Genomic DNA, 19,799 nt, shown 5'->3' on the forward strand with positions numbered 1-19,799 from the left:
GCATGGCAGATGACCCATCTTCCGCCTCCCGCGTCTTTTCCATCTCGCCCTCCGTTCCGTTTTTGAAAACCCTGGCTTCCGCGCTGGTCGAGGGGGAATTGGTACCGGGCTTTTGCCCGCGCAAAAACCCTCTGCAGCTTGCAGAGGCAACGCTCTACCTGCCGACCCGACGGGCTGCGCGTCTGCTGCCGGACATCTTTCAGGAACTTTTTGACGGCCGTCCGGTGTTGTTGCCGAAGATCCTGCCAGTCGGTGATGTGGAGGAGGATGACCTGCTGTTGCGCGGCGAAGAGGATGGCAATGATCTTCCTCCGGCGATGCCGGCAATGGAGCGTCATCTGGCGCTGACCCGTCTGGTTATGGCGTGGAAGGGCGCACTTCGGCGCGAGGTTCTCAATCTTGGGGTGGATGAACCTCTCGGTGTGCCGGCTTCCGCAGCCGATGCGGCTTGGCTGGCAGGCGATCTTGCCACGCTGATGGACGAGATCGAAACGGAAGAAGCCGACTGGGCCCAGCTGGCCGACCTCGTGCCGGATGACTACGCCCGCTACTGGCAAATTACCCTCGATTTCCTGAGCATCGTGCAACAAGGCTGGCCGGCCTATCTGGCAGAAACCGGAACAATGGACGCCAAGGCGCGACGCTCTGCCCTCATTAGGCAGGCCGCAGCACAGATGCGCTCCAGACCACCACAGGGGCCGGTTATTGTTGCTGGCGTCACTGGCTCGGTTCCGGCCACCGCCGAGCTTCTGAAGGCCGCCGCTGGCCTGCCTCAGGGCGTTCTTGTGCTGCCCGGGCTGGACCTCGGTCTGGACGCGGCCTCCTGGAGTGCTTTGGCAAGACAACCGACCGCGGCAAAGACCAAGGGGCATGCTGTTCTCGGTGTCCCGGCGCATCCGCAATATGGGCTGCGGCAATTGCTAGATCGTTTGGATCTATCACGAGACGCCGTACAGGATCTGGCTCCCTTGCAAGATCAGGCCATGGTCGACCGCGAGCGGCTGGTGTCGGAGGCGCTTCGGCCAGCGGAAACATCCGACGCCTGGATGCGTTTTCTGCAGGATTTTCCCGTAGAGCGTCGACGTGCGGCGCTGGCCGGGGTGGAAATGGTCGTTGCCCGCAACGAGGCTGATGAAGCGCTTGCGGCAGCGATTGCCCTGCGCGAGGCGCTGGAGCGCGGCGAGACCGCGGCTTTCGTCTCGCCTGACCGATTGTTGGCGCGTCGGGTCGCCGTCGAGTTGGCCCGTTGGAAAGTCCAGGTCGACGACAGTGCCGGACGGCCGCTCGACCAGACCCCACCGGCAATTCTCGCCAACCTGTCAGCTCAATTGGCTGTCAACGGATGTGACCCCATAGATCTTCTATCGCTTTTGAAGCATCCGCTTTGCCGCCTCGGCCTCTCGCTCAAGGACGTGCGCTCTGCTGCCCGTGCCTTGGAGCGCGGTGTTCTGCGTGGCCCGCGGGCAAAGGCCGGAACGTCTGGCCTGCGCGAGGCCGTTCTGGCCAGCAAGGACCATCAGGAGAGTACCAAACGCTTGTCACGCTGGCAGAAGATCCATGATGACGACTGGCCAGCAATCCTTGACCTGGTCGAGCGTCTGGCGGAGGCGCTGGAGCCGCTTGAAGTGCTGCAGGCACGATCAGATGAAGTCCCGGTCACTGAGCTGGCCAAGGCCCAGGTCGAAGTCTTGCACCGGATTGCCCGCGATCCCTCTGGCTCGGATGCCGAGCTTTATTCTGGCGAGACCGGAGATGCTCTGGCGGCGTTTTACGCCAATTTGCTGGAAGCTGAACGCGCGAATCTGGAGATCCGGCCGCGCGACTGGGCAACGGTTCAACCGGCGTTGATGGCCAATTCCTCCGTCAGGCGCAGGCTGCCCGGCGACCCCCGTGTGCAAATTCTCGGGCCGATGGAAGCGCGCCTTCAGTCGCCCGACCTGATGATCCTCGCAGGCCTCAACGAGGGCGTGTGGCCACAGCGGACCCGCAATGATCCCTGGCTTAACCGGCCGATGAAGCAGGACATCGGGCTGGAGCCGCCGGAGCGTCGTCTGGGCGCTGCCGCGCATGATTTCGTTCAAGGTCTCGGTGCTCGGCGTGTGATCTTGTCGCGTGCGGCCCGCGTGGACGGAGCGCCGTCGGTGATGTCGCGCTGGCTGCAACGGTTGGTGACCCTGTCTGGACCGGAAATCACGGAGGAAATGATGGGGCGTGGCGCGGTTTATCGCGACTTCGCCGCCCGCCTCGACCAGTCTCCCGGCCCGGTTCGTACCTCGCAACGGCCCAACCCGAAGCCTCCGGTTCCGGCGCGGCCCAAGCGGCTGTCGGTGACGGAGATCGAGCGGCTGGTCCGTGATCCCTATGCGATCTTTGCGCGGCATGTTCTCGGGCTGGAGCCTGTGGATCCGATTGGTGGGCAGCCTGGTGCGGCTGAAAAGGGAACCATCATCCACGATGTTCTGGCGGAGTTCCTTGAAGCCTGGACAGGGCCTTTCGATGTCGACGCGTTGGATCGGCTGATCGAGGTTGGTGAACGGCATTTCGCCAAGCTGGAGGCTTTTCCGGCCGTTCGGGCTTTGTGGTGGCCACGTTTCTTGAGAATTGCCGAGGCCTTCATCGGCTTTGAGGCCAAGCGGGTGCAGAAGCTGGACAAGCGCTATCTGGAGATCTCCGGCGGGATGGTGTTGATCTTGCCCGGGCTGGAGTTCCGCCTCACGGGGCGTGCCGACCGGATTGATCTTCTCAGCGATGGCTCTGTTGCCATCGTCGACTACAAGACAGGTCAGGCGCCGAGCATGAAGCAGGTGGAAACCCTGTTGGCGCCGCAGATGCCACTTGAGGCGGCCATGGTCACACGCGGTGGTTTCGACGGGGTGCCCTCAACCCATCCGATTTCCGAACTCTTGTATATTCAGCTGAAGGGCGGAGCAGACCCGCTGCTGGAAGTTGGCCGAACACCGAAAGACAAGGATCTGGGCGAATTGGCCGATGAAGCCTATGCCAAGCTGGAAGGCTTGATTGCCCACTACAGCCTTCAGGACAACGGATATCTGTCGCGCGCGCGCGTCATGATGGAGGGCAACACGGACGGCCCGTATGATCATCTGGCCCGCGTGCAGGAATGGTCCGTCGGCGGGGGAGGCGAGGAATGAGTTTCCAGATCCCGCAACTGACCCGTGAACGCCAGGAAAAGGCCTCCCAGCCGGAAGCCTCTGCCTGGGTGAGTGCCAACGCCGGCTCCGGCAAGACCTTCGTTTTGTCGCGCCGCGTTGTCCGGCTTTTGCTCGCAGGTACAGATCCGTCGCGTCTGCTTTGCCTGACCTTTACCAAGGCAGCGGCGGCTGAAATGGCCACCCGCGTTTTCCGCATATTGGGAGACTGGGTCACCCTGGAAGACGACAGGCTGGCCGATGAACTCGAAGAGATCGAAGGACAGCGGCCCAATGCAGCTCGGCTGGCGATGGCGCGGCGCCTGTTTGCCCGTGCGCTCGAGACGCCGGGTGGACTGAAAATCCAGACGATCCACGGCTTTTGCGAAGCGCTGCTGCACCAGTTTCCGTTGGAGGCCAATGTCGCCGGGCATTTTACCGTGCTGGACGAGCGCATTGCCAGCGAACTGATGGGCGAGGCGCGCGACAGCGTGTTGCAGAAGGCCGAGGCGGATTCCTCCAGCACCTATGGACGCGCCTTGAACACCGTCATTGCGCTGATGTCGGATGGAGGCCTCGACAAGGGGCTGAACGAACTTATTTCCAGCCGCGACGCCCTGCGTCGCTGGCTGGAAGATGCTGGTGGTCTTGAGACAGCTCTTGCAGCGCTGGCGCGCAGCCTGGGTATCGATTCTTCAGCCACGTTGGAAGATCTCGAAGCTCGGATTCTGCTGGAGTGCCCGATCGATCGCAATGCAGCGCTCGCCTACCGGGAAGCCCTGAGCGAGGGCGGCAAGACGGATGTGCAGCGTGGCGATGATCTCGTCGCGGCTTTCACGCCGCCGGATCCGGCGGCGTTCAAGGCCCGTTGGCTGCCGATCTTTTTCACCGCGGCAATGGCACCACGCAAGAAGCTGGCAACGGGCAAGATCGCCGACAAATACGCCGCCATGGTCGAGGCTTTGCTCGACGAGCAAGCGCGGCTGGAGACCTTGCTGAAGGACCGGGCAGGCATTGTTACCTTTCAGGGGACCGCAGCCCTCCTGACATTGGCCCATGGCGTGACCGAGCGCTATGAAGCTGCCAAGGCTCGCCAGGGGTTTCTTGATTTTGAAGACCTTGTGGTTCGCACTGCAACCATGCTGTCGCGCTCCGATGCGGCCCAATGGGTGCAGTACAAGCTGGATCAGGGTCTTGATCATATTCTGGTCGACGAGGCCCAGGACACATCGCCCCGCCAATGGCAGGTGGTTCAGTCCCTGGCGGAGGAGTTCTTCTCCGGCTCCGGGGCGAGCGACAAACTGCGGACAATCTTCGCGGTGGGCGATGAAAAACAGTCGATCTACTCGTTCCAGGGCGCGGTGCCGGCCTATTTCGATGAGATGCGTCGCAGTTTCGCTCAGCGCTCCAGTCAGGCCGACCGACTGTTTCACTCGGTCGACTTGCAGCTGTCCTTCCGCTCGACGGGAGATGTTCTGGGCGCCGTCGACAAGGTTTTCGCCACGCAGACAGCGCACAAAGGGCTGTCGCAGGAGCTGAAGGCGCCGGTGCATGAGGCGCTGCGCAAGGACCCCGGCATCGTCGATCTCTGGCCTCTGGAGCAACCGGCCGTAGTTGAGGAGCCACAAGACTGGCGCGAACCGCTGGATCGCATCGGCGGCGACAGTCCGATGATCCGGGTCGCCCGCCGGATTGCCCGCACCATTCGTGATTGGATGGACCATGGCGAGGCGGATCCCGGCGACGTGATGGTGTTGCTGCGCAAACGCGGCCCGTTTGTCGATGCTTTGAACCGGGAGCTGAAGCTGTTGAACGTGCCGGCGGCAGGTTCCGACCGCCTGGTGCTGACCGATCACATCGCGGTCAAGGATCTGGCGGCACTCGGACGGTTTCTTCTGCTGCCGGAAGATGATCTCTCTCTGGCTGCGGTGCTGAAAAGTCCGCTGCTCGGTCTTGATGATGAGGCTCTGTTCGGGCTTGTCGAGCGGCAGGATTACAGCAAGCCGCGTTCGGGCACGCTTTGGCAATGCCTGCAACGCAAGGCAGGGCAAGATCCGAAGCTCAAGCAGGTGCAGGAGCAACTGGAAGTCTGGCGGTCTCGCGCCGACTTCATGCCGCCGTTCGAATTCTATGCCCGTCTGTTGTCCGGCGATGGCGGCCGTATGGCGTTCCGCCAACGGCTGGGTGTCGAGGTTGACGATGTGCTGGACGAGTTCCTTGCCCTGACAATGAATTTCGAGCAGGTCGGCACACCGGGGCTGGAAGGCTTTCTGGCGTGGATGAGTGCCGCGCCCACCCAGATCAAGCGTGAGTTGTCGACCACCAACGGTCTTGTCCGCATCATGACCGTACATGGCTCGAAAGGGCTGGAAGCCAAGATCGTCATTCTGGTCGATACCTGCTCCGCCCCGGTTCACTCCCAGCATGACCCGGCTTTCTTGCCGGTGGAGCGCGGCAGTCTGGCGCCGCCCGCCTTGTTGTGGCTGCCCACCAAAGCCGACAGGTTGGAGCTTCATCAGGCGGGGCTGGAAGGCCTGCAGGATGCGCAGCGTGAAGAATACCGGCGCCTGCTTTATGTGGCGCTGACGCGAGCAGAAGACCGGCTTGTCGTCTGTGGCTGGGAGCCGGCGCGTGGCCCTGCAGAAGATTGCTGGTACTCATTGGTTGCGAATGCCCTGAAGCCGGAGGCGACGGAACAGCAGGACGCAACGGGCGAAGTGATGGCCTGGCGTTGGCAACAGGCCAAGGCCGCAGCAGCAGCCCCTGCAACGCCGGCACACGCTTTTTCAGGTGCGGCCGCTGGCCGGGCAGCCCCAAGCCCAATGCCTCCCTGGTTGACCACACCGGTGCAGGCCTATCAGCGTCCGACGCGCTTGCAGCCGTCCAAAGCATTCGAGGCGATGGAAGACAAGCAGGGCGTGGAGCCCGTGCCGGCCATCAATCGACTGAGTGCACGTCGCCAGCCCGGAAACTGGCCACTGGAGCGCGGACGGCTGTTGCACAAGCTTCTGGAGATCCTGCCCGACCTTCCTGAAGGCGAGAGAAGGGCTGCAGCCGAGCGTTTCGTGGGCCGGTGCCTTGACCCGGCCTTCAAGATGCATAAAGCAGCGCTTCTGGGGGATGTTCAGGCAATCCTGACGTCTCCAGATCTGGCGCCGATGTTCCACTCCGATAGCAGAGCAGAAGTTTCGCTGGTTGGCACAGTCACGGCCGCCGACGGCAAAACAGTTGCTGTTTCAGGCCAGATTGACCGTCTGCTGGTGCGTGATGACGAGGTGCTTATCGTCGATTACAAGACCAATCAGGTTCCTCCAGAGACTGTGGATCTTGTGCCGCTGGAATATCGGGCGCAGTTGGCAGTCTATCGCCGTCTCCTGCAGGATATTTATCCTGACCGTCCAGTGCGCGCCGCGCTGTTGTGGACGGCAACTCCCAGCTTGATGATGGTGGGGGAAGCACTGCTCGATGAAACTCTGAACGGGTTGAAGAGCGAAGGCGCGATATCTTGACGGATGCCCGGAGGCTTCCTACCTTCTGCGCAACAAGACAAGCGGTATATCCCGCTGCCACAGATTTATGGAAGAGATAGAACGATGGCTACCAACACGGTTACCGATGCCAGCTTTGAAAGCGATGTGCTGAACTCCGACACGCCGGTTGTTGTCGACTTTTGGGCAGAATGGTGCGGTCCTTGTAAGATGATTGCTCCGTCGCTGGAAGAAATCGCCACCGAAATGGACGGACAGGTGAAGATCGCCAAGATCAACATCGACGAAAATCAGGACGCGGCCATGAAGTATGGCGTGCGCTCGATTCCGATGCTGATCCTGTTCAAGAACGGCGAGCCGATGGCAACTCAGGTGGGCGCTGCGCCGAAGGGCAAGCTCGCCGATTGGATCAAAAGCGCCCTTTGATCTTGTTCTCCGGTGCTGTACCCGTGAAAAACAAGGGAATCAGCGGCCGGACGACCAGCAAAAACTTGACCGGCTGGAGCGGCTATGCACAAGCATGACCGCTCTAACCTTTTTCTAAGCGATAACCGACGGACCAAATATGAGCGACGAAAACAAAAACCCGGAAGGCGTTGACCCCGAGGCTACTCAGGCCCCTGCCGATGAGGTAGTTTCCGGCGGCGCTCAAGCAGATGCCGGCTTCGAAGGCCTCGAGATCAACCCGCTGGAAGCCCTTCAGGCTGAAAATGCCGAACTCAAGGACCGCGTTCTGCGCGTCATGGCTGAGATGGAAAATCTGCGCCGACGTACGGACAAGGAAATCAAGGACACCCGGTCCTACGCAGTGACCGGCTTTGCCCGCGACATGCTGAGTGTCTCCGACAATTTGCGTCGTGCACTCGACTCGTTGAGCGACGAAAGTCGCACAAACGCGGATGCTGGCGTTCAGTCGTTGATCGAAGGTGTCGATATGACCGAGCGCGATCTGTTGAACCAGCTCGACAAGAATGGCGTCAAGAAACTTGACCCGGAAGGTCAGAAGTTCGACCCGCATTTCCACCAGGCGATGTTCGAGGTTCCAAACATGGAAGTGCCGAACAACACAGTTGTGCAGGTGGTTCAGGCTGGTTACCGGATCGGCGAACGGGTTCTGCGCCCGGCCATGGTCGGCGTGTCGAAGGGGGGCCCGAAGGAGGGCGCCGTTGACACTGCTGCTGCTGGCGATTCCGGCCAGACGGTAGACAAGAGCGCCTGATAATCAGGGGGCACGGCGCCGCTTTACAAGTTGGCCCGGACCTTTACCTTTAAAGGCTGTTCGTCCAGTGGGCGGGCAGCCTTTTTGCGATCCAAAGCCTGGACCACTGCCATGTTGTTGCAATTTCTGGATTATATCGGCGTGGCCGTGTTTGCCTTGACCGGCGCAATCGTCGCCTCCCGCAAGGGGCTGGATGGTCTGGCGTTTCTGTTTTTCGCCACGATGACGGGCATCGGCGGGGGTACCCTCCGCGATCTTCTGCTAGGGGTTCCGGTTTTCTGGACGCTGGATGACGGCTACCTGATGGTCTGTGCCGGCATGAGCGCCCTGATGTGGTTTGCCGGCCCTCTGGTCGAGAGGCTGGGCAAGCCGTTGCGGTGGGCGGATGCTATCGGCATGGCGGCTTATTGCGTCATGGGTGCGGCAAAGGCTTTCGCAGTCACGCAATCCGCGATGGTCGCAATCCTCATGGGTACCATGACGGCAACCTTTGGCGGCGTTCTGCGCGATATCGTGGCGGGGGAGAAGAATTCTTTCCTCAAGCCGGAGATCTATGTCAGCGCGGCGTTGGCAGGCTCTGCTCTTTATGTTGGCCTGCGGATGGCGGAGATGGACAGCTGGGTGGCGGCAGGACTTGCAGCCAGTTTCGCCCTGATCCTGCGCGGCGGCGCGATCGTCGCGGACTGGTCACTTCCTGGCTATAAATCGACCGTCGACAAATAGCGACAGCTTCGCAGAGCCTCGATCCCTGCTTGTTTCGCCGTATGCGGGGGCTAGCTCACATGTTCCTCTGCGCCAGGTGGTTTCAAAACGCAGCAGAGTGCGTGCCGGGAGCCTCGGCCTTCCATCCTGCGGGACAGAACGAAAGGCTGCCAGAGTTGAGCTTGAGTGGCCGACAGCTCCATCCTGCAGTTCCACCGGGGACGGAGGCATCTTGAGTCAGTTCATGCTCGCGATGAGGAGGCTCTTCGGTCTCCTAAGCGGCTGTGCGCTTCTTGGGTGAGGGAAGTCCGGGCCTTGTGCTTTTTGGTTCGGTGATTTCACGCAGATGCTCTGCTTCACCTTGCCATTTCTTGACCTCACGGCGCTTCTGGCGCGCTTCCTTGCGCCATTTGCCTTGCTTGGCCCATGCGCCGACACCACCCAGAACAATGCCGACGGCAAGGCTGGCAAAGATCACCCAGAACAAGGGGATGTTCGGAATGGCAAAGCGCGGGTCGGACGGGTCGAACGGGTTCAGCGCCAGCGTCACAGGGTGTCGGTTGGACACGGAGAGCGGGATCAACACAATCGCGACAGTGACGAGAAGGGCGTTTTTGACGAAACGGATCATGCTGATCTCCGGTTATAGCGGCAAGACGAAGCGAACGCGCATTCCGGATCTTAAGGCCTGAGGCCGAAGACGGAAAAGGGCGTTGAACTTAATCCTCGCCGTGGTCCACACCATCGTTCAATCGGACACGCATCTCTTTGCCCGTTTTGAAGAAGGGGACGAATTTTTCTTCCACTTCGACCTTCTGGCCGGTGCGCGGGTTGCGGCCGGTGCGTGCCGGACGGTTCTTTACCGAAAAGGCCCCGAAACCGCGGAGCTCAACCCGGTCGCCACGCATCAAGGCTTCCGTGATTTCATCTAGGATGGCATTGACGATATTCTCTACGTCACGCTGATATAGATGCGGGTTTTGTTCAGCGATTTGCTGAACCAATTCCGATTTAATCATTTTCCGCCCCCTAATATTGCCGCTTATCAATTTCCGTTTCGGAAGCCTGCCAAACAGACACGAGGCCGTCAAGCATAAAACCGGGAGAAATCAGCCGGTTAGCTACTCCACTCTGCTCAAGTATTGTTTCTGCGACACCTGAGCCCAGGCCTTTTGACATCTTCAGAGCAAACGGCAGGTCGTCTGTCTCGCGCCCGAGCTCCCAGGTAACGACCGGCAAATCGGCGTCGACGGATTTATTTTCCGTCAGCCAGGCCACAACCTCCTTTTCGCCGCCGATGCTGTCGATCAGGCCGTTTTCAAAGGCCCGGTGGCCGGAGAAAATACGACCGTCCGCCAGCGCTTTTGCCGCTGCAGGCTCCAGATTTCGCCGTTCAGCCACCAGACTGACAAACCAGTCAAAACTGTCGTCGACGACGTCTTTCAGCACGGCTCGGGCCTCCGGTGAAGCCTTGGAATAAAAATCGGGTTCGGCTTTCAAAGGCGCGCTTTTGACCGCATCCATCTCCACACCAATGGTGTCCATCAGCTTGGCAGCATTGCCGTATTGGAAAAGTACGCCGATGGAGCCGGTAATGGAGTTGTAGCGGGCAAAGATGTGTTCACCGGCCAGTGCCACCATGTAGCCTGCAGAAGCACCGACGGTGCGGATCTCCGCGACAACGGTTTTCTTCTCGGCTAGCCGGCGCAGTGCATTGTAGAGCTCTTCGCCGCCGGTGGTGCTGCCGCCGGGAGAATTGATGGAGACGATAACCGCCTTCACGCTCTCGCTCTCACCCAGGCTTTCGATCAGCTGCAGCTGTTTCCTGTTTTCCAGGATGACGCCTTCGATTGGCAAGCGGGCAATATGGGAGGACGTGCGGGCCATGTTGCTGCCACCCAGCAAATAGAAGCTGCCAATGCCGATCGCCAGTAGGGCGATTACGACGGCAGCTATGCGCCAGAAGGTCAGCTTTCGGCGCAGCTTGCGCCTGTCGAGTACGGTATCCAGGTCCAGGGACATGAGGAACATTTTCTCCCGTCTGCTAGATCCGTCGTGGATCCGCACGCCTCTTAAATAGGACGGCTACGGTTGAAAATGCAAATGATCTGAAGGCAATGACCGTCGAAAAGATGCAGGCGGCGCTCTGCAATAAACTTAAATTTCGGAGGAATGGTCTGCCTGAAACGAAAATGGCAGGATCGCAGCTGCTGCCTGACATCCATTGAGGCGTGCCCATGTCAGGCGTGGACTGGGAGAGGAGGGGGATACGCCGCTCGGCGCTGTCGCCTTCTGCCCCCAGTCCAGCAGGGTCAGCTATCGACGCCGACGACCGAGAATTCGAATGTCAGGTCTTTGCCCGCCAACGGATGGTTGGCATCGAGCACCACCTGGTCGTCCTCAACCGTGTCGATGACGACAGGCATGGTCTGACCGTTCTGGGTTTGAACCTGAAGCTGGGTTCCGACTTCCAGCGGAATGTTGTCCGGGAACTGATCACGCGGCACCGGCTGTTTGGCGGCCGGATTGACCGGACCGTAAGCTTCCTCAGCAGGAATGTTCACAGTCTTTTCGTCGCCGACCTGCATGCCAGGCAGGGCCTTGTCGAGACCCGGAATGATCTGACCCGATCCAACAGTAAAGGACAGTGGATCCCGTCCTTCGGAACTGTCGAAGATGGAGCCGTCGTTCAAGGTGCCCTTGTAGTGGATATGGACGATATCACCCGCTTTGACTTCAGCCATAGCGTGTCTCTCAATTCTGTTTGGAACGTTGGGATGGTGAATTTCGGAGGCCGTTTCCAATCACGGGTGCTCCTCGGTGCGCGGACAACCTAACGAACTCAGCTGAAATGTCAAAACGTCGGGCTGCGGCGCAAAACAGAAAAGCCCGGCCAAATGGCCGGGCTTTCCAGGTTCAATGCGAACACTCGTCGACGATATTAGTCGTCGGTGGAGTTGCTCTTCATCGCAGCGGCGAGAATGTCGCCGAGGGATGCGCCGGAGTCGGAGGAGCCGTACTGAGCGACTGCTTCTTTCTCTTCTGCAATTTCCAGTGCCTTGATGGAGGCGGAAACGCGGCGGGTCTTCTTGTCGAACTGGGTGATGCGAGCATCGAACTTGTCGCCGACGGAGAAGCGCTCAGGACGCTGGTCCGCACGTTCACGCGACAGGTCAGCACGGCGTACGAACGCAACCAGATCGCTGTCTGCAATCTTGACGTCGAGACCACCGTCCTTAACTTCGATGACTTCGCAGGTCACGATAGCGTTCTTGCGGACTTCACCAGCGGCACCGGATTCCATTGGGTCGGAACCAAGCTGCTTGATGCCGAGGGAGATACGCTCCTTGTCGACGTCCACATCGAGGACAACGGCCTTGACCATGTCGCCCTTCTTGAACTCTTCGATGACCTGTTCGCCCGGACGGTTCCAGTCCAGATCGGACAGGTGAACCATGCCGTCAACATCGCCGTCGAGGCCGATGAACAGACCGAATTCAGTCTTGTTCTTGACTTCGCCTTCAACTTCCGTGTTGGCCGGATACTGTTCAGCGAACGCATCCCAAGGATTCTGAAGGGTCTGCTTGAGGCCCAGGGAAATGCGGCGCTTGACCGGATCGACTTCCAGGATCATCACTTCAACTTCCTGAGAAGTTGCTACGATCTTGCCCGGATGAACGTTCTTCTTGGTCCAGGACATTTCGGAAACGTGGATCAGGCCTTCGATGCCTGGCTCCAGTTCCACGAAGGCGCCGTAATCGGTGATGTTGGTCACGCGGCCTGTGAACTTGGCTTCGATCGGGTACTTCGCTTCGATGCCATCCCACGGATCAGCTTCAAGCTGCTTCATACCGAGGCTGATACGATGCGTTTCCTGGTTGACACGGATGATCTGCACCTTGACGGTCTGGCCGATGGTGAGAACTTCCGACGGATGATTGATGCGGCGCCACGCGATGTCGGTGACGTGCAGCAGACCATCGATGCCGCCGAGGTCGACGAACGCACCATAATCGGTGATGTTCTTGACGACGCCTTCGACTGTCTGGCCTTCTTCGAGGCTCTGAACCAGTTCCGAACGCTGTTCTGCGCGGGTCTCTTCCAGAACGACACGACGAGAAACCACGATGTTGCCGCGGCGCTTGTCCATCTTCAAGATCTGGAAAGGCTGCGGAGTGTGCATCAGCGGTGTGACGTCGCGAACCGGACGGATATCAACCTGGGAGCGCGGCAGGAACGCCACTGCGCCGTCGAGGTCGACAGTGAAGCCACCCTTGACCTGGTTGAAGATCTGGCCGTTGACTTTTTCGCCAGCTTCGAAAGCGACTTCGAGACGAACCCAGCTTTCTTCGCGGCGCGCTTTTTCGCGCGACAGGACGGCTTCGCCGAGCGCATTTTCGACGCGCTCCAGGTAAACTTCGACTTCGTCGCCGACAGCCATTTCGCCGTCGCGGCCCTTAGCGCCGAATTCCTTCAGCGGCACGCGACCTTCAACCTTCAGGCCGACGTCGATGACGGCGAGGTCTTTTTCAATTGCGACGACTATACCTTTGACCACTGCACCTTCGTACAGATCGGTCTGGGTAAAAGACTCTTCGAGAAGAGCTGCAAAATCCTCAACGGAGGGGTTCAGTTCAGACATAAAAACTCCTGATGCCAATCCTGGCCGGCCGCCGGCGGGTTTGTGTTGCACATGAAGGACCTACCCTTCCCCGGATCAACTCTCTTCAGGCAGGGGCCTGAACGAGTCTTTCTGCCGGTCTCCAACGACGCATTCGTCCTTGAACAACCGGGCCGGCGGGGCAGGAAACGGAAGGTCCTGTCTCTCGTCTTGCGTTTTCCACACAGGGCAGATAACGCATGTATCTCTAGGGGTTATTCCACGTCTGTCATTTGACATGGGCCCGTTTTCGGCTCACCTTGTGGTCAGTCAGTCTTGAATAAAGACGCTGGTCCTCGGGGTCGAAGCCGATCTGGCGGATAGGAAATGATGCGAACCCATGATGGAAAGCTGGTCAGCTCGCCAGGGCACGATCAATGATATCCACAGCCGCCTGAAACGCCGTTTCTATATCCATTTCCGTCGTATCAAGCAAGTGGGCATCGTCAGCTTGTTTCATTGGAGCGACACTGCGTGAGCTATCACGGGCGTCCCGGCGCTTCAGATCGTCGAGCACGGACTCAAATTCCGCCTCCTGCCCCTTCGACAGCATCTCGTTCGTGCGGCGCTTGGCGCGCGCTTCCGATGTGGCTGTTACAAACAGTTTGACCTTGGCATCCGGGCACACGACGGTGCCGATGTCGCGTCCATCCAGAACGGCGCCGGGGGCCTTGTTGCCGAATGACTGCTGCAGCCGCACAAGCTCTTCGCGCAGACCACCCAGGACCGCGACGCGGGAAGCTGCTTCACCGATTTCATGCGCGGCAAGAGCGCTCTTGTCCATCTTCGCCAGATCCAGATTGCGAGCCACATCAATGGCGACACCTTCATCTCCCAGAGGCAATCCCTTGGCGAGCAGGGCTGCGGCCACCGCACGATAGGTCAGGCCGGTGTCCAGATGGTTCAGCTTGTAATACGCTGCGAGGCGGCGGGCGAGCGTGCCTTTGCCGGAAGCTGCGGGTCCGTCGATTGCGATGATCATGCAGCTGCGCTCCCGTTTTTTGAGAAGTCTGCACCCAGGCCGGAAAACAGCGATTTGAACGTCGGGAAGCTGGTGGCGATCACCGCGCCGTCGTCCACTGTCACAGGCTTGTGCGCCGCCATTCCAAGTACGAGGAAGGACATCGCAATGCGGTGATCCAGATGAGTGATTACCGTTCCGCCGCCGATGTTGTTGGCGCCGCCTGTGACCGTCAGCGTGTCTTCTGTCTCGACGCAGGGGATGCCGTTGGCTTCCAGTCCACGGGCCACAGCGGCCAGACGATCGGATTCTTTGACGCGCAGCTCATCCAGGCCAGGCATGAAGGTGTCACCCTCTGCAAATGCGGCGGCAACAGCCAGAACCGGATACTCGTCGATCATCGACGGAGCGCGTTTGGCGGGCACGGTGATGCCCTTCAATTGACTGGCGCGGACCCGGATGTCGGCAACTTCCTCGCCGCCGGCGCTACGCTTGTTCATCAGCTCGATGTTGCCGCCCATTTCGATCAACGTGGTGATCAAGCCAGTGCGGTGCTCGTTCAGCATGACGTTTTCGATGGTGACGTCAGAGCCCGGTACGATCAGTGCCGCAACAATCGGGAAGGCCGCAGAAGATGGATCGGCCGGAACGTCAATGTTTTGCGGCTTCAACTCAGGCTGACCCTGCAGCTTGATGACCCGTTCGCCTGCCTCGTTGAGGGTGACGGAAATCTCTGCGCCGAATCCGGCGAGCATCTTCTCTGTGTGGTCACGGGTGGGGATCGGCTCGATCACGGTGGTTTCGCCCGGACAGTTCAGTCCGGCCAGCAGCACGGCCGACTTCACCTGGGCTGAAGGCATAGGGACTCGGTAGGTCAGCGGAACCGGGTCCTTGGCGCCACGCACGGAAGCGGGCAGGCGGTCGCCGTCACGGGCGACGACATTTGTGCCCATCTGGCGCAACGGATCCAGCACACGACCCATCGGGCGGCCGGACAGGGAGGCGTCGCCGACAAACGTGGCGGCAATATCATGGGTGCCGAAAATCCCCATCGTCAGACGGACCCCGGTGCCGGCATTGCCAAAATCGATGACACGATCCGGTTCGAGCAGCGAGCCGAGGCCGACGCCGTCAACGGTGTAGCTGCCGTCGGCATGTTTTTCGATCTTGGCACCGACAGCGCGCATGGCGTCTGCGGTTGCCAGCACATCTTCTGATTCCAGCAGGTCGCGCACGGTGGTGCGTCCGACGGCCAGGGCGCCGAACATCAGCGAGCGGTGGGAGATTGATTTGTCTCCCGGCACACGGATCGTGCCCGTCAGGGCCTTGGCGGAATGGGCGGACAGCGGAGAGGGCGAAGCGCCATGGGACATGGACTGTGTTCCGAATTTTACGTCGTCTAGAAAAAAGGGACCTTTAGCTAGCACGGGCTGCGCCGCCCGTCATCTCCCTCCACGACGGAATCGTACGGGGAAACCCGAGCGTTCTTGAAATTTAAATCCCTTCGTGCAGAACTTCTGCCTTGAATGGAATTTGAAGCGATTTGGCTTTGACAGCAGGGCGCCAATAAGGCTATGGGGCGCCTCAATTCTAAAAGACGAAGGGTTAGCACGGTGGCAAAACCTGAACTTGGCACGAAGCGGCTATGCGCGAGCTGCGGCGCAAAATACTACGACCTCAATCGCGATCCGATTGTCTGTCCCAAATGTGGAACCGTTTTCGAAGCGGTCCAGGCAACTCGGGCAGTCCAGACGTCCCGGGCAGCGAAAGCATCCAAGGTTGTCGCCGAGACGGACGACGATGATGACGAAGAGGACGATTCCGGTCCGGAAATCGTTAGCCTTGAAGAAGCCGACGCGGAAGCAGAAGGCACGGATGGCGATGACGTGCCAGACATCGATGGAGATGATGATCTCGACGATGATGACGATGCTGATGACGACGTTTTCATCGAGGATGAGGAAGAAGACGAAGAGGCTGTTCCTGGCATTCGCGTTGAAATTGACGAAGACGAAACCTAAGTGCTTGGAAATGCGGGGCGAATTAGCCTCGCATTTTTTCCACAGGGAGAATTTGGGATGAGCCTAATTTCTGCTTGATTGGAGTCGGGTGCGCGACTATGTTCCGCCCCACATCAAAGTCGGGTCCCGCACCGGCTGGCTTGGATAAAGGGGCCATAGCTCAGCTGGGAGAGCGCCTCGCTGGCAGCGAGGAGGTCAGCGGTTCGATCCCGCTTGGCTCCACCATCCACGATTTCGGTTTGCCAAGGTAGGCCGTTTTGACAGGATGTCTTTCTGACAGAAGACACTTTGCCTGACAGAAGATAAACTGAGAACCGTCATGACGGTTTCTGCAGAACAAGGCGCCGGACACCCAATCCGGCTGATGGATAAGGGGCCATAGCTCAGCTGGGAGAGCGCCTCGCTGGCAGCGAGGAGGTCAGCGGTTCGATCCCGCTTGGCTCCACCATTCCTTCGAATCACCATTTCCACACATCAGTGTCTGTTTTCAGCTGCTTAGTCGTCTGACGTCCATTGGCGCTTCTATCCCTGCACTTTGGGCAGCGAAGCAGGTATGGTGGTAATGTGATCCTGTCTCTTGTTTCCCTTTTTACAATTTCGGTTCTGGCCGCGACCATTCTTCCGGCTCAGTCGGAAATCGTTCTGGCCGGACTTCTGGCGGCTGAAAGCGCGCCGGTTTGGGTCCTTGTGCTGGTGGCGAGCGTCGGCAACACCCTCGGCTCGTGCATCAACTGGATGCTTGGGCGCTGGATAGAGCATTTTCGTGGACGAAAATGGTTTCCGGCGAGCGAGGCCTCGCTGGAAAAGGCCTCAGGCTGGTATCGGCGTTATGGCAAATGGAGCCTGCTCTTGAGCTGGGCACCTTTCATCGGCGATCCCCTGACGTTGGCCGCGGGCATTTTGCGCGAGCCCTTCCCGATGTTTCTGCTGCTGGTATCGATTGCCAAGCTCGGCCGCTATGTCATCGTTGCCGGCTTGGTGAAGGGGTTTCTTTGATCCCGATTGATGTCGCTCGGCGTCTTCAGTATTCTGAAAAGTTCATTTGAAAATTATACGAACATTCATTTCGTTCATTTGCAAATCCAAGTGAACGCTTGGGGAAATGCTGTCCCGTTCCCGGTTCAGGGTTCGTGTGGTGGTTTTTTAAAGTTCATATGCGCGTCACAAAAGTTTCACCCGAAACCAATACGAACGCGGTGCGAGGCGCTGAGCCATCTGGCCTGCAGCCTTGTTTGAGATTTGCACACGAGTTCAATCACGTACCGGGCGTCAGTCGCCCTACGGACGGGAGTTACTATTATGGCCAAGCGGATTGTATCCGGCCTCATGGCTGGCGTCGCACTGTTTGCGGCAACGAGCGGCGCGAATGCTGCCACTGAGATTTCCTGGTGGCACGGCATGGGCGGTAACCTGGGTGAAGTCGTCAACACGATTTCAGCCGGCTACAACGACAGCCAGGACACTTGCAACCTGACCCCGGTCTACAAGGGCGGCTACGAAGACACGCTGACAGCCGGCATCGCAGCATTCCGCGCTGGTGAACAGCCGAACATCATTCAGGTTTTCGATGCTGGTTCCGCAACCATCATCGGTGCCAAGGGTGCCGTTCTTCCAGTTGAAGATCTGCTGAAAGACGCTGGCGTCGCCTTCAACATTGAAGATTACATCGAAGGCGTTCGCTACTTCTACGCCGATAGCGAAGGCAAGATGATCGGCATGCCGTTCAACTCCTCCGCGCCGATCCTCTACATCAACGACGATGCCATGAAGGCAGCCGGTGTTGAAACTCCGGCCACCTACGAAGAGATCGAAGCCATTGCTCCGAAGCTCAAGGAAGCCGGTTACATTCCGTTCGTGCAGTCTCACCTGCCGTGGGAATTCGTCGAAAACTTTATGTCACGTCATAACCTGCAGTTCGCCACGAACAACAATGGTTACGATGGCGCAGCAGGCACTGAACTGGTTTTCGGTCCTGAAATCCGCAACCACATCAAGTCCATGAAGGAATGGCTCGATAAGGGTTACTTCGGCTACTATGGCACCGGCTGGTCTGACAATCAGGCGCCGTTCAACGAAGGCAAGGTTGCCATGTGGATCGGCTCCTCAGGGTCTTTCGGCGGCATCGCCAAAACAGTTGAGTTCCCGTTCTCCGCAACGTACCTGCCTTATTGGGCATCTGTTGAAGGTGCCAACAAGGCGTCCTTCATCGGTGGTGCGGCTCTGTTTGCCATGTCCGGAAAATCCGACGAAGAGAACAACTGCACAGCATCCTTCTTCGAGTACCTGACATCCGCAGACGTTCAGTACATGTGGCACAAGGAAACCGGCTACGTGCCGATCACCGAAGCTGCTTACGACATGGCCAAGAAGGACGGTTACTACGAAACCACTCCGGCTGCCGAAGTCGGCATCCAGCAGCTTTCCCTGGAAGGCGGCGAGTGGACCAAGGGCTACCGCATGGGCTTCTACGTTCAGATCCGCGACGTGATGAACCGCGAACTCGGCAAGGTCTTCTCCGGCGAAACTGACGTGGACACCGCCTTCGACACGATCAAGGAAGAAGGCGACAAGCTTCTCGCTCGTTTCGCCCAGACCGTCGAACAGTAAGCTCGGCGACCTTCATGATGGGGGTGTGATGCGCCCCCATTTTCCTTGCGATGGCAGGTGTGCCGGCTCTGCTCCGCACATCTGCCATTTGCATGTTCGCGGTGACACCATGAAAAAAGTCCAATTCAACTCCCGATGGATGCCGTATGCATTTTTGCTGCCGCAGCTCTCCATCGTCGCGATATTCTTTCTTTGGCCGGCGGCAGAAGCTGTCCGCTCCTCCTTCTACCTGGAAGATCCCTTCGGCTTCAGTTCGACCTTTGTCGGTTTCGACAATTTCACTGACACGCTGACGTCCTCAAATTACGCCCGTGTGGCGCAGTTCACCGCGGTCTTCACGGTTCTCGTTACCTTCTTCTCACTCGCCCTGGCGCTGCTGCTGGCAGTGAAAGCCGACAAGGTTCTGCGCGCGGGTTCGACTTACAAGACCCTGCTGATGTGGGTCTATGCGGTCGCACCGCCGGTCGCAGGCCTGATCGGCATTTTGTTGTTCGACCAGCATGTCGGCCCGCTCGTTGATTTCGCCGCTTTGTTCGGCTGGAAGATGCAGATCGGTGTGAACTATTTCGACACCAGCTTCGCCATGGTCGTCATTTCGGTGTGGAAGCAGATCCCGGTCAATTTCATCTTCTTCCTCTCCGGACTTCAGGGAATTTCCAGATCGGTACAGGAGGCGGCCAACATTGACTGTCGCTCCGGTTTCCGGCGCTTCTGGACGGTCACCTTCCCGTTGCTGGCCCCTACCGGCTTCTTCCTGTTGATCATCAACGTCACCTACGCGTTTTTCGACACCTTCGGCATCATCGACGTGGTGCTCAAGACCGAGCCCGGCAACAACCCGGTGACCCTTGTCTACAAGGTCTATCTCGACGGTTTCCGCGGCAACGATCTTGGGGGATCCTCGGCGCAGTCGGTCCTGCTGATGCTCTTCGTCTTCATCCTCACCATCATCCAGTTCCGCTTGATCGAGCGGCGGGTGCACTACAGCTAAG

Annotated in this window: 16 protein-coding genes and 2 tRNA genes; 11 read left to right on the forward strand and 7 right to left on the reverse strand. The window is 59.0% G+C overall.

The genetic code is table 11. The annotated features are described in order from the left end of the window. Positions 1–2: 2 nt before the first annotated feature. The 5 genes from addB to J0X15_RS14835 all read left to right on the forward strand — a co-directional run bounded on the left by addB (position 3) and on the right by J0X15_RS14835 (position 8,579). Positions 3–3,152: a double-strand break repair protein AddB gene (gene addB, locus J0X15_RS14815; RefSeq protein WP_206942320.1), complete on the forward strand. Its 3,150-nt coding sequence runs from the start codon at positions 3–5 to the stop codon at positions 3,150–3,152. Next, entirely contained in the window at positions 3,149–6,658 is a 3,510-nt protein-coding gene (gene addA / locus J0X15_RS14820) for a double-strand break repair helicase AddA (protein WP_206942322.1), read from the forward strand. The genes addB and addA overlap by 4 nt, the downstream gene beginning before the upstream one ends. Positions 6,659–6,742: 84 nt before the next feature. After that, positions 6,743–7,063, forward strand: a complete 321-nt coding sequence (gene trxA / locus J0X15_RS14825) for a thioredoxin (RefSeq protein ID WP_206942324.1) — start codon at positions 6,743–6,745, stop codon at positions 7,061–7,063. Positions 7,064–7,202: 139 nt separating this feature from the next. Continuing rightward, positions 7,203–7,856: a nucleotide exchange factor GrpE gene (gene grpE / locus J0X15_RS14830; protein ID WP_206942327.1), complete on the forward strand. Its 654-nt coding sequence runs from the start codon at positions 7,203–7,205 to the stop codon at positions 7,854–7,856. Positions 7,857–7,967: 111 nt separating this feature from the next. Next, a complete protein-coding gene (locus J0X15_RS14835; protein WP_206942329.1) occupies positions 7,968–8,579 on the forward strand; it encodes a trimeric intracellular cation channel family protein in 612 nt (203 codons plus the stop codon). 253 nt (positions 8,580–8,832) lie between these two features. Here J0X15_RS14835 and J0X15_RS14840 read toward each other — a convergent pair whose 3' ends face one another. The 7 genes from J0X15_RS14840 to aroA form a co-directional block, all read right to left on the reverse strand. Continuing rightward, on the reverse strand, positions 8,833–9,189 hold the full coding sequence (locus tag J0X15_RS14840; protein WP_206942331.1) for a LapA family protein: 357 nt from the start codon (positions 9,187–9,189) through the stop codon (positions 8,833–8,835). 88 nt (positions 9,190–9,277) lie between these two features. Next, positions 9,278–9,577, reverse strand: a complete 300-nt coding sequence (ihfB, locus tag J0X15_RS14845) for an integration host factor subunit beta (protein ID WP_206942333.1) — start codon at positions 9,575–9,577, stop codon at positions 9,278–9,280. A 10-nt stretch (positions 9,578–9,587) separates the two neighbouring features. After that, entirely contained in the window at positions 9,588–10,580 is a 993-nt protein-coding gene (gene sppA / locus J0X15_RS14850) for a signal peptide peptidase SppA (protein WP_206942335.1), read from the reverse strand. A 290-nt stretch (positions 10,581–10,870) separates the two neighbouring features. Next, positions 10,871–11,302, reverse strand: coding sequence for an FKBP-type peptidyl-prolyl cis-trans isomerase (locus J0X15_RS14855; protein WP_206942337.1), 432 nt, complete (start codon positions 11,300–11,302; stop codon positions 10,871–10,873). Positions 11,303–11,499: 197 nt separating this feature from the next. After that, positions 11,500–13,200 carry a 30S ribosomal protein S1 gene (rpsA, locus tag J0X15_RS14860; RefSeq protein ID WP_206942339.1) on the reverse strand — a complete coding sequence of 567 codons (1,701 nt, stop codon included), beginning with the start codon at positions 13,198–13,200 and terminating at the stop codon, positions 11,500–11,502. A gap of 373 nt (positions 13,201–13,573) precedes the next feature. Continuing rightward, positions 13,574–14,200: a (d)CMP kinase gene (cmk, locus tag J0X15_RS14865; protein WP_206942340.1), complete on the reverse strand. Its 627-nt coding sequence runs from the start codon at positions 14,198–14,200 to the stop codon at positions 13,574–13,576. Further along, on the reverse strand, positions 14,197–15,552 hold the full coding sequence (gene aroA / locus J0X15_RS14870; RefSeq protein ID WP_206942342.1) for a 3-phosphoshikimate 1-carboxyvinyltransferase: 1,356 nt from the start codon (positions 15,550–15,552) through the stop codon (positions 14,197–14,199). Before aroA ends, cmk begins: the two co-directional genes overlap by 4 nt. Positions 15,553–15,792: 240 nt before the next feature. On the opposite strand from aroA, the gene J0X15_RS14875 reads away from it, so the two are divergent. The 6 genes from J0X15_RS14875 to J0X15_RS14900 all read left to right on the forward strand — a co-directional run bounded on the left by J0X15_RS14875 (position 15,793) and on the right by J0X15_RS14900 (position 19,798). Then, positions 15,793–16,200 carry a TIGR02300 family protein gene (locus J0X15_RS14875; protein WP_206942343.1) on the forward strand — a complete coding sequence of 136 codons (408 nt, stop codon included), beginning with the start codon at positions 15,793–15,795 and terminating at the stop codon, positions 16,198–16,200. Between the two features lie 149 nt (positions 16,201–16,349). Next, a tRNA-Ala gene (locus J0X15_RS14880) sits at positions 16,350–16,425 on the forward strand. 147 nt (positions 16,426–16,572) lie between these two features. Continuing rightward, positions 16,573–16,648, forward strand: a tRNA-Ala gene (locus tag J0X15_RS14885). 119 nt (positions 16,649–16,767) lie between these two features. Continuing rightward, a complete protein-coding gene (locus J0X15_RS14890) occupies positions 16,768–17,196 on the forward strand; it encodes a YqaA family protein (protein WP_206942449.1) in 429 nt (142 codons plus the stop codon). A gap of 330 nt (positions 17,197–17,526) precedes the next feature. Beyond that, a complete protein-coding gene (locus J0X15_RS14895) occupies positions 17,527–18,807 on the forward strand; it encodes an extracellular solute-binding protein (protein ID WP_408015349.1) in 1,281 nt (426 codons plus the stop codon). A gap of 109 nt (positions 18,808–18,916) precedes the next feature. After that, positions 18,917–19,798, forward strand: coding sequence for an ABC transporter permease subunit (locus J0X15_RS14900; RefSeq protein WP_206942345.1), 882 nt, complete (start codon positions 18,917–18,919; stop codon positions 19,796–19,798). The last annotated feature ends 1 nt before the right edge of the window (position 19,799 follow it).

The organism is Roseibium limicola, from assembly GCF_017313085.1.
GTDB lineage: Bacteria > Pseudomonadota > Alphaproteobacteria > Rhizobiales > Stappiaceae > Roseibium > Roseibium limicola.

Excerpts from the sequence above, each read along its gene's own strand:
- addB (WP_206942320.1), top strand. The coding sequence starts at position 3 with ATGGCAGATGACCCATCTTCCGCCTCCCGCGTCTTTTCCATCTCGCCC.
- addA (WP_206942322.1), top strand. The coding sequence starts at position 3,149 with ATGAGTTTCCAGATCCCGCAACTGACCCGTGAACGCCAGGAAAAGGCC.
- trxA (WP_206942324.1), top strand. The coding sequence starts at position 6,743 with ATGGCTACCAACACGGTTACCGATGCCAGCTTTGAAAGCGATGTGCTG.
- grpE (WP_206942327.1), top strand. The coding sequence starts at position 7,203 with ATGAGCGACGAAAACAAAAACCCGGAAGGCGTTGACCCCGAGGCTACT.
- J0X15_RS14835 (WP_206942329.1), top strand. The coding sequence starts at position 7,968 with ATGTTGTTGCAATTTCTGGATTATATCGGCGTGGCCGTGTTTGCCTTG.
- J0X15_RS14840 (WP_206942331.1), bottom strand. The coding sequence starts at position 9,189 with ATGATCCGTTTCGTCAAAAACGCCCTTCTCGTCACTGTCGCGATTGTG.
- ihfB (WP_206942333.1), bottom strand. The coding sequence starts at position 9,577 with ATGATTAAATCGGAATTGGTTCAGCAAATCGCTGAACAAAACCCGCAT.
- sppA (WP_206942335.1), bottom strand. The coding sequence starts at position 10,580 with ATGTCCCTGGACCTGGATACCGTACTCGACAGGCGCAAGCTGCGCCGA.
- J0X15_RS14855 (WP_206942337.1), bottom strand. The coding sequence starts at position 11,302 with ATGGCTGAAGTCAAAGCGGGTGATATCGTCCATATCCACTACAAGGGC.
- rpsA (WP_206942339.1), bottom strand. The coding sequence starts at position 13,200 with ATGTCTGAACTGAACCCCTCCGTTGAGGATTTTGCAGCTCTTCTCGAA.
- cmk (WP_206942340.1), bottom strand. The coding sequence starts at position 14,200 with ATGATCATCGCAATCGACGGACCCGCAGCTTCCGGCAAAGGCACGCTC.
- aroA (WP_206942342.1), bottom strand. The coding sequence starts at position 15,552 with ATGTCCCATGGCGCTTCGCCCTCTCCGCTGTCCGCCCATTCCGCCAAG.
- J0X15_RS14895 (WP_408015349.1), top strand. The coding sequence starts at position 17,527 with ATGGCTGGCGTCGCACTGTTTGCGGCAACGAGCGGCGCGAATGCTGCC.
- J0X15_RS14900 (WP_206942345.1), top strand. The coding sequence starts at position 18,917 with ATGAAAAAAGTCCAATTCAACTCCCGATGGATGCCGTATGCATTTTTG.